Genomic DNA, 7,087 nt, shown 5'->3' with positions numbered 1-7,087 from the left:
TACCGGTCAGTACGTTATCGAGGGCGTTGCCAGCGAAGTTGAGGTTGGCGGTGCCCAGCAGGATGCCGTCCTCGACGTTGGCCGACAGGGTGTAGCTGACGGAGGTGCGGATCACGTCGTGGCCTTCGCCGGCCGCTTCGATGATCTTGTCGCTTTGGCTGTCGACGATGTAGATGTCGTCGCCAGCACCGCCGGTGAGGGTGTCGATGCCGGCTCCGCCATCAAGGACGTTGTTGCCGGCGTTACCGGTGATGATGTTATTGAGTGCGTTACCGGTGCCGTTCAAGTTATCGCTGCCCAGCAGCGTCAGGTTCTCCAGGTTGCTGCCAAGCGTCCAGGTAATTGTCGACTGCACAGTATCGATTCCGCTGTTCGCAGAGTCGGTTTCGATAATCACGTCCTGTGCATTGTCAACCCGGTAGGTGTCATTGCCGTCACCGCCGATCAGGGTGTCGGCCCCCGCAAAACCGTCAAGGATGTTATCACCGGTATTACCGGTAAGCGTGTTATTGAGGGCGTTGCCGGTAAGGTTCAGATTGGCGTTACCCAGCAGCACGCCGTCTTCGACGTTGGCCGACAGGGTGTAGCTGACAGAGGTGCGGATTACATCGCGGCCTTCGCCGGCCAGTTCGGTCACGATGTCGCTCTGGCTATCGACGATGTAGGTGTCGTCACCTGTACCACCGACCAGGGTGTCGGTTCCTGCTCCACCATCAAGCGTGTCGTTGCCGGCACCGCCATTGAGAATGTTGTTGCCGGCGTTACCGGTGATGATGTTGTTGAGCGCGTTACCAGTGCCGTTGAGGTTGTCGCTGCCACGCAGAACCAGGTTCTCCAGGTTGGCGCCCAGGGTCCAGTCCAGCGAAGCATTGACCGTGTCGATTTCGCTGAGCGAGGTGCTGGTTTCAACGATGACATCGCCTGCGTTGTCGACGAAGTAAGTGTCATTGCCAGTGCCGCCGATCAGGGTGTCGGCGCCCGCGTAGCCGTCGAGAATGTTGTTGCCGGCGTTACCGGTCAGCACGTTATCGAGGGCGTTACCGGCAAAGTTGAGGTTGGCGGTGCCCAGCAGAATGCCGTCCTCGACGTTGGCGGACAGGGTGTAGCTGACGGAGGTGCGGATCACGTCGTGGCCTTCACCGGCCAGCTCGGTCACGGTGTCGCTTTGGCTGTCGACGTAGTAGGTATCATCGCCAGTGCCGCCGATCAGGGTGTCGTTGCCGGCACCGCCGTCGAGAATATCGTTGCCAGCGTAGCCTGCCAGAATGTTGTTGCCGGCGTTACCGGTCAGTACGTTGTCGAGGGCGTTGCCGGCGAAGTTGAGGTTGGCGGTGCCCAGCAGAGTGCCGTCCTCGACGTTGGCGGACAGGGTATAGCTGACGGAGGAGCGGATCACGTCATGGCCTTCACCAGCCAATTCGGTAACGGTGTCGCTTTGGCTATCGACGATGTAAGTATCGTTGCCGGTACCACCTATCAGTGTGTCGTTACCGGCACCACCATCCAGTGTGTCAGAGCCGGCGCCACCGGTTAATACGTTGTTCAGCGCATTACCCGTCAGAACATCGTCAAAGGCCGAACCAATGGCATTTTCGATCTTGGCGCCAAAGGCAATCGCCAGCCCGTCATGGACGAGCGTGTTGCTGTTGAGATCCGTGAACGCCTTGCCGATCTGACTGTAACTGCCTTCATTCAAATTGATATTGACGGACGCCAGTTGATTGCTGCCATCAATGGTGTCGTTGCCGCCTGCATCCCAGATAGTTTCGAAGACCGACTGGTTGGCATCCCATTTATAGACGTTATCGCCGGTCTGCCACAGCATGTTGGCACCGTACAGACTTTGCATCGCAATGATGTCCAGCACCATCGGCGTCGTTGGCTGATAGGAGTAGTTGCTGTTGTAGCTCATCACTGTGAAGTGAACATCGTCCAGCGAAGGATCCAACAGGAGCTTGTTGGTCGCACTGGTATCGAAAGGGTGCTTGAGGCCCAGCGCATGGCCGATTTCATGCACGAACGTCATGTAGTCGTAAGTGCCCTTGCCCGGATTCGGGTCGCTGGTTTCCGTACCGACCCAGACGTCACCGGCGGCAGGAAGGTTGTCAGGAAAGTAAGCCCATGCTGCGGTTTTATTGTCCATCAACCGATAGCCACCAAAACGCAAGTCGCCAACATTGCTCATGTTGTCGCTGGTCAGGGTGAAAGTGAGGTTGGCAACGGCACTCCATGTACCCAAGGCATTGGTGATTGCAGTCTTCTGTCCATCCGTCAGTTCGTACAGCGCGTTATATTCGTTTTTTGGGCTGTAAAACGTGGCGAAATATGAAGTTCCCGGCGCCATGAAACTGTAAGTGAGCGCTGTCTCCCCACCGAAAGGCCAGTTCGATCCTAACCAGTATTTACCGGAAATAAGGCTATCGACGATAGAGTTGCCAGTAAGCGTGGCAGGTAACGCGAATGTATAAGTCTTGGGCGTTGGCATGCGGGAATTTCCTGAGTGCGCTGCGGCCCTTCCTGAATGCGACCGCTACAAAAAAATGCGATTTTGCACCAGAAACAATACATTTGACATCATTAAGCCATCATTTTTCGGATTGGTGGCGTCAAATAACTGACCGGGCGATCTGTATCGGCTTGTGCAGTAGAATTCTGAAATAAGCCTTACGACCGTTCGTCCAGGATTTCTCATGACTGCTCCCAGCCCTACACTTATCCGCGAAACCTTCCCCGTCGGCCCGCTGCAGTGCAACTGCACGATCATCGGCGACCCGCTCACTAAAAAAGCCATCGTCGTCGACCCGGGCGGCAATCCTGACCTGATCATGGCGCGCCTCGATGCTCATGGCCTGAAAGTGGTCAGCATCATTCACACCCACGCGCATCTCGATCACTTCCTCGCTTCCGGCCAGATGAAAGAAAAAACCGGTGCCACCCTGCATTTGCACAAGGAAGATCAATTCCTGTGGGACAACCTCGAAATGCAGTGCCAGATGTTCGGTGTGCCCTACACACCGGTGCCATCGCCGGATCGCTGGTTGAGCGACGATGAGGAACTGGCCTGTGGCTGTGGCGTGGCGCTGCATACGCCGGGACATACACCCGGTTCCATGAGCTTTTGGTTTTCCGAGGCTAAGCTGTTGATTGCCGGCGACACGTTGTTTCGTCGCGGGGTAGGGCGCACGGATTTGTGGGGCGGCGATCAGGCGACCATCGTGCGATCGATCAAGCAGCGGCTGTACACCCTGGACGAAGACGCAACCGTGGTTACCGGGCATGGTCCGGACACGCGTCTAGGGGATGAAATGCGCGAAAACCCATTTGTGCGGGCCTAAATATTTTGTCACGGGTGGCCGGTGGAATTTTTGTGCATTGTCACGATCCAACGCCCGCAGAGGTTTATTGCCAAACGACCGCTGCACCACAGAATGCAGAAAAGTAGGAGCTCTCCATGTTCACCACGCGTCGTTTGATTATTGTCGCTACTGCCGTCGCTGTGCTGTCCGGCTGCGCCTCGCCTAACCCGTATGACAATCAGGGTCAGGCCGACGGTGGCTCCCAAGGCATGAGCAAAACCGCCAAGTACGGTGGCTTGGGTGCGCTGGCCGGTGCACTCGCGGGTGCTGCTATCGGTCACGATAACCGTGGCAAGGGCGCCTTGATCGGTGCAGCCGTGGTCGGTGCTTCGGCGGCCGGTTACGGTTACTACGCTGACCAGCAGGAGAAGAAACTGCGCGCCAGCATGGCCAATACCGGCGTTGAAGTGCAGCGTCAAGGCGATCAGATCAAGCTGATCATGCCGGGTAACATCACTTTCGCCACCGATTCGGCGAACATCGCTTCGAGCTTTTACCAGCCGCTGAACAACCTGGCGAATTCGCTGAAAGAGTTCAACCAGAACCAGATCGAAATCGTCGGCTACACCGACAGCACCGGCAGCCGCCAGCACAACATGGACCTGTCTCAGCGTCGCGCACAGAGCGTGGCCACCTACCTGACCTCGCAAGGTGTCAGCGGTGCCAACCTGTCGGCCCGTGGTGCCGGTCCGGATAACCCGATTGCCAGCAACGGTGACGTCAATGGCCGCGCGCAGAACCGCCGCGTTGAGGTCAACCTGAAGGCGATCCCGGGCCAGCAGTATGGTGGTCAGCAGCAACCGCAGCCGGGTACGGTTCAGCAGTATCCGTAAGTGAGGCTTGAGTGAAGAAATGCCCGGTCCTGTGACCGGGCATTTTTTTGTCTGGCCTGGTATGACCTCATCGCGAGCAGGCTCACTCCTACAGGGGAATGTATTTCAAAATGTAGGAGTGAGCCTGCTCGCGATAGCGATCAAATCGGCACCACAGACAGATACAAAAAAGCCCCCGGACAACCAAATTGTCCGGGGGCTTTTTGTTGGGCGCGAAACCTGATTACTTCTTCAGGCCGTAATGCTCATCGAGCATGCCCGGCGAGTTCGGGGCTTTCGGTGCGTAGTCGCGTGGCGGCTCCTGATCGCGCGGTGGCGTCAGGCGTTCGCGCGGTGCCTGCGCGGCATCGGCGTGCAAAGCGGCGATCAGGCGTTGACGGGTCTGCTCGTCCAGGGCCAGACGGTTGGCGCCCTCGGCGAGATGATCCTGCACTTCCTGATAGCTCTGGGTCAGCTTCTTGACCAGCGTCGCCGTGCTGTTGAAGTGGGTGACCACCTCGTTTTGATAACTGTCGAAACGCTCCTGGATATCATCCAGTTGACGCTGCGTACGGCTCGGTGCGGCGTTCGGCGCAACGCGCGCGATCAGGAATCCAATGGCGACACCCACAACCAGGGCAAGAGTCGGTAACAACCAAACTAAGAGCGAGTGTTCCACGAGTCCTTCCTCTATAAACGGCTTTGCTTTACGTTAACGGCTCGAACCTGCGCTGTATACCGCGATTCACTCGCAATAGATTGGCACAGACAATTTGCTAGACGAGTCGACCCGATTCGAGGTCACGGAGTTCCTTCCTTGCTGATGCGTGAAACCCCTGTAGTGATTGATGGCCCAGTCGGCCAAATCGAAGCGCTGTACCTCGATAACGAGCAGCCAAACGGCATCGCGCTGATCTGCCATCCGAACCCGGTGCAGGGCGGCACCATGCTCAACAAGGTCGTCTCGACCCTGCAGCGCACCGCGCGCGACGCAGGTCTGATCACCTTGCGCTTCAACTATCGCGGCGTCGGTGCCAGCGAAGGTGCCCACGACATGGGCAGCGGTGAAGTCGACGACGCGCAGGCTGCTGCCGCCTGGCTGCGGGAAAAGCACCCGGATCTGCCATTGACCCTGTTCGGGTTCTCCTTCGGCGGATTTGTTGCAGCAAGTCTCGGCGGTCGTCTTGAAGCTCAAGGCGTGCAGCTCAAACACCTGTTCATGGTCGCGCCGGCGGTGATGCGCCTGGGCGATCAGGATCAACTGCCGCAGCACGGCGAGCTGACCGTGATCCAGCCGGAAACCGACGAAGTGATCGATCCGCAACTGGTTTACGACTGGTCCGACAAACTCCAGCGCCCCCATGAGCTGCTGAAAGTGGCAGAATGCGGACACTTTTTTCATGGCAAGCTGACCGATCTCAAGGATCTGATCCTGCCGCGTCTCTCGAATTGATTGCAGTCTGACAAGCGATTACCCATGACGAACCGTACCCGTATCCTCACCGGCATCACCACCACCGGCACGCCGCACCTGGGCAACTACGCCGGCGCCATCCGCCCGGCGATCCTTGCCAGTCGCGACAGCAATGCCGACTCGTTCTACTTCCTGGCCGATTACCACGCCCTGATCAAATGCGATGACCCGCTGCGCATCCAGCGCTCGCGTCTGGAAATCGCCGCGACCTGGCTGGCCGGTGGTCTGGATGTCGATCGCGTGACCTTCTATCGCCAGTCCGACATTCCGGAAATCCCCGAGCTGACCTGGCTGCTGACCTGCGTCGCGGCCAAGGGCCTGCTCAACCGTGCGCACGCCTACAAGGCTTCGGTGGACAAGAACGTCGAAACCGGTGAAGACCCGGATGCCGGCATCACCATGGGCCTCTACAGCTACCCGGTGCTGATGGCGGCGGACATCCTGATGTTCAACGCGCACAAGGTGCCGGTCGGTCGTGACCAGATCCAGCACGTGGAAATGGCCCGCGACATCGGCCAGCGCTTCAACCACCTGTTCGGTCAGGGCAAAGAGTTCTTCACCATGCCCGAAGCGCTGATCGAGGAAAGCGTGGCGACCTTGCCAGGCCTCGACGGGCGCAAGATGTCCAAGAGCTACGACAACACCATTCCGCTGTTCTCCAGCGCCAAAGAGATGAAGGACGCGATCTCCCGCATCGTTACCGACTCCCGCGCGCCGGGTGAAGCGAAAGATCCGGACAACTCGCACCTGTTTACCCTGTTCCAGGCATTCGCCACGCCGGCTCAGGCTGACGAATTCCGCAGCGAACTGCTCGGCGGTCTGGGTTGGGGCGAGGCGAAGAATCGTCTGTTCCAGTTGCTGGATAACCAGCTGGGCGAGTCCCGCGAGCGTTATCACCAACTGATCGAGCGTCCGGCAGATCTGGAAGACATCCTGCAACACGGCGCGAAAAAGGCCCGTGCCGTGGCGACACCGTTCCTCAACGAACTGCGTGAAGCGGTCGGCCTGCGTTCGTTTGTCAATCAAGTGCAAGTCGCGGCGACCACCAAGAAGAAGGCGGCAAAAGCTGCACGCTTCGTCAGTTTCCGTGAAGACGATGGCAGCTTCCGCTTCCGTCTGCTGGCGGCTGATGGCGAGCAACTGCTGCTGTCGCGCAACTTCGCCGACGGCAAAGCTGCAGGCCAGGTGACCAAACAACTGCAATCCGGCCAGCCTTTGGACGTGCGCAGCGAAGACCTGAGCTTCAGCGTGTGGCTGGAAGGCGAGTGCGTCGGCGACAGCCCGGCGTTCGCCGACGCTGCTGCGCGGGACACGGCCATCGAGGCTCTGCGCATTGCGTTGACCCCGGCTCAGGACTAATCCGCGGCGCGGCCCGACCAAGGGCTGATTGCCATTCCTACGGGCCGTCGCTACAGTGGCGGCCCGTTTTTGTTGCCTTGCTAACG

The 7,087-nt window shown here is 58.6% G+C and carries 6 protein-coding genes; 4 read left to right on the top strand and 2 right to left on the bottom strand.

Annotated features, from left to right (window positions below; translation table 11 throughout):
• A partial coding sequence (locus tag J5M57_RS29085; protein WP_279381890.1) for a M10 family metallopeptidase occupies positions 1–2,239 on the bottom strand: 2,239 nt, incomplete at its 3' end.
• Between the two features lie 451 nt (positions 2,240–2,690).
• Between J5M57_RS29085 and J5M57_RS17055 the strand changes: the two genes are divergently transcribed.
• Both J5M57_RS17055 and J5M57_RS17050 read left to right on the top strand, forming a co-directional pair.
• Positions 2,691–3,335 carry an MBL fold metallo-hydrolase gene (locus J5M57_RS17055; RefSeq protein WP_207847865.1) on the top strand — a complete coding sequence of 215 codons (645 nt, stop codon included), beginning with the start codon at positions 2,691–2,693 and terminating at the stop codon, positions 3,333–3,335.
• A gap of 116 nt (positions 3,336–3,451) precedes the next feature.
• A complete protein-coding gene (locus J5M57_RS17050; protein ID WP_207847866.1) occupies positions 3,452–4,189 on the top strand; it encodes an OmpA family protein in 738 nt (245 codons plus the stop codon).
• 223 nt (positions 4,190–4,412) lie between these two features.
• Here the strand turns inward: J5M57_RS17050 and J5M57_RS17045 are convergent, their stop codons facing one another.
• Positions 4,413–4,847: a DUF1043 family protein gene (locus J5M57_RS17045; protein WP_027612195.1), complete on the bottom strand. Its 435-nt coding sequence runs from the start codon at positions 4,845–4,847 to the stop codon at positions 4,413–4,415.
• A 144-nt stretch (positions 4,848–4,991) separates the two neighbouring features.
• Between J5M57_RS17045 and J5M57_RS17040 the strand changes: the two genes are divergently transcribed.
• Both J5M57_RS17040 and J5M57_RS17035 read left to right on the top strand, forming a co-directional pair.
• A complete protein-coding gene (locus tag J5M57_RS17040; protein WP_207847867.1) occupies positions 4,992–5,621 on the top strand; it encodes an alpha/beta fold hydrolase in 630 nt (209 codons plus the stop codon).
• A 24-nt stretch (positions 5,622–5,645) separates the two neighbouring features.
• On the top strand, positions 5,646–7,001 hold the full coding sequence (locus tag J5M57_RS17035; protein WP_169842420.1) for a tryptophan--tRNA ligase: 1,356 nt from the start codon (positions 5,646–5,648) through the stop codon (positions 6,999–7,001).
• Positions 7,002–7,087: the final 86 nt, after the last annotated feature.

The organism is Pseudomonas sp. 86_A (genome assembly GCF_017491705.1).
Taxonomy (GTDB): domain Bacteria; phylum Pseudomonadota; class Gammaproteobacteria; order Pseudomonadales; family Pseudomonadaceae; genus Aquipseudomonas; species Aquipseudomonas koreensis.
This window is presented reverse-complemented; position numbering and strand designations above follow the sequence as displayed.

Excerpts from the sequence above, each read along its gene's own strand:
- J5M57_RS17055 (WP_207847865.1), top strand. The coding sequence starts at position 2,691 with ATGACTGCTCCCAGCCCTACACTTATCCGCGAAACCTTCCCCGTCGGC.
- J5M57_RS17035 (WP_169842420.1), top strand. The coding sequence starts at position 5,646 with ATGACGAACCGTACCCGTATCCTCACCGGCATCACCACCACCGGCACG.
- J5M57_RS17040 (WP_207847867.1), top strand. The coding sequence starts at position 4,992 with ATGCGTGAAACCCCTGTAGTGATTGATGGCCCAGTCGGCCAAATCGAA.
- J5M57_RS17050 (WP_207847866.1), top strand. The coding sequence starts at position 3,452 with ATGTTCACCACGCGTCGTTTGATTATTGTCGCTACTGCCGTCGCTGTG.